Origin of the sequence: Streptomyces sp. NPDC058375, from assembly GCF_042723425.1 — a bacterium.
Lineage (GTDB): Bacteria > Actinomycetota > Actinomycetes > Streptomycetales > Streptomycetaceae > Streptomyces > Streptomyces durocortorensis.
The window spans coordinates 1-1,573 of the sequence record NZ_JBHXJG010000483.1; the positions used below are offsets into that span (position 1 = coordinate 1).

Consider the following 1,573-nt stretch of genomic DNA (forward strand, 5'->3'; position numbering starts at 1 on the left):
TCCTCTCCGTGCGGCGGGCCGTTCGCGTGTCAGCTGATGAGGAGGGCGCCGGTGTCCAGGACCAGCCCGAACGGCTCGGGCAGGGTCAGCTCCCGCCCGTACTCGACCGTCTCCAGCACCCGGTACGTTACCGGGTCCAGCATGCCGAACGGGACCGGCGGAAATCCACCGGTCCCGTTCACCCGTACGAGGAAACCGCAGGTCAGGCGATACGTTCCCGCACCACCGGCAGCGGTGCGAACGAGGTGCCCGCCGGGGCGATGTCGTACGCCTCGGGCAGCGCCTTCAGCGCGTAGTCGAACTTCTCCGGGGTGTCCGTGTGCAGCGTCATCAGCGGCTGGCCCTCGGTGACCGTGTCGCCGGGCTTGGCGTGGAGCTCGACTCCCGCGCCCGCCTGCACCGGGTCCTCCTTGCGGGCGCGGCCCGCGCCGAGGCGCCAGGCGGCGACGCCGACGTCGTAGGCGTCCAGGCGGGTCAGGACGCCGGAGGAGCGCGCGGTCACCACGTGCTGCTCGCGGGCGACCGGGAGGGTGGCGTCCGGGTCGCCGCCCTGGGCGGAGATCATGCGGCGCCAGACGTCCATCGCGGAGCCGTCGGCCAGCGCCTTCTCGGGGTCGGCGTCCTTGAGGCCCGCCGCGTCCAGCATCTCGCGGGCGAGGGCCAGGGTGAGGTCGATGACGTCCTGCGGGCCGCCGCCTGCCAGGACCTCGACGGACTCCCGCACCTCCAGGGCGTTGCCCGCGGTGAGGCCGAGCGGGGTCGACATGTCGGTGAGCAGGGCGACCGTGCGCACGCCGCTGTCGGTGCCGAGCGCGACCATGGTGGAGGCCAGTTCGCGGGCGTCCTCGATGGTCTTCATGAAGGCGCCGGAGCCGACCTTGACGTCCAGGACGAGCGCGCCGGTGCCCTCGGCGATCTTCTTGGACATGATCGAGCTGGCGATCAGCGGGATCGCCTCGACGGTGCCGGTGACGTCGCGCAGCGCGTACAGCTTCTTGTCGGCGGGGGCCAGCCCGTCACCGGCGGCGCAGATGACCGCGCCGGTGGTGTCGAGGACGCTCAGCATCTCGGCGTTGGAGATGTGGGCCCGCCAGCCGGGGATGGACTCCAGCTTGTCCAGGGTGCCGCCGGTGTGGCCGAGGCCCCGGCCGCTGAGCTGCGGCACGGCCGCGCCGCACGCGGCGACCAGCGGGGCGAGCGGCAGGGTGATCTTGTCGCCGACGCCGCCGGTGGAGTGCTTGTCGGTGGTGGGGCGGGAGAGCGCGTCGAAGTTCATCCGCTCGCCGGACGCGATCATCGCGGCGGTCCAGCGCGCGATCTCGGTGCGGTTCATCCCGTTGAGCAGGATCGCCATGGCGAGGGCGGACATCTGCTCGTCGGCGACCTCGCCGCGGGTGTAGGCGTCGATGACCCAGTCGATCTGCTCGGGGGTCAGCTCGCCTCGGTCCCGCTTGGTGCGGATGACGGAGATGGCGTCCATGGGAATCCTTCCGGCCGGGTGCGTACGCGAGGGTCCTCGATGACCCTGATGCCGCTCCTGCTCGTCCTGGCCCATCACACCGCCCGGCTGCCC

At 72.2% G+C, this 1,573-nt stretch carries 1 protein-coding gene; it reads right to left on the bottom strand.

Features of this window, described 5'->3' with window-relative positions:
* Window positions 1-202: 202 nt before the first annotated feature.
* Window positions 203-1,480 (bottom strand): thymidine phosphorylase, encoded by a 1,278-nt coding sequence (locus ACFWM7_RS35230; RefSeq protein ID WP_383268851.1) that lies wholly within the window; start codon window positions 1,478-1,480, stop codon window positions 203-205.
* Window positions 1,481-1,573 lie beyond the last annotated feature (93 nt).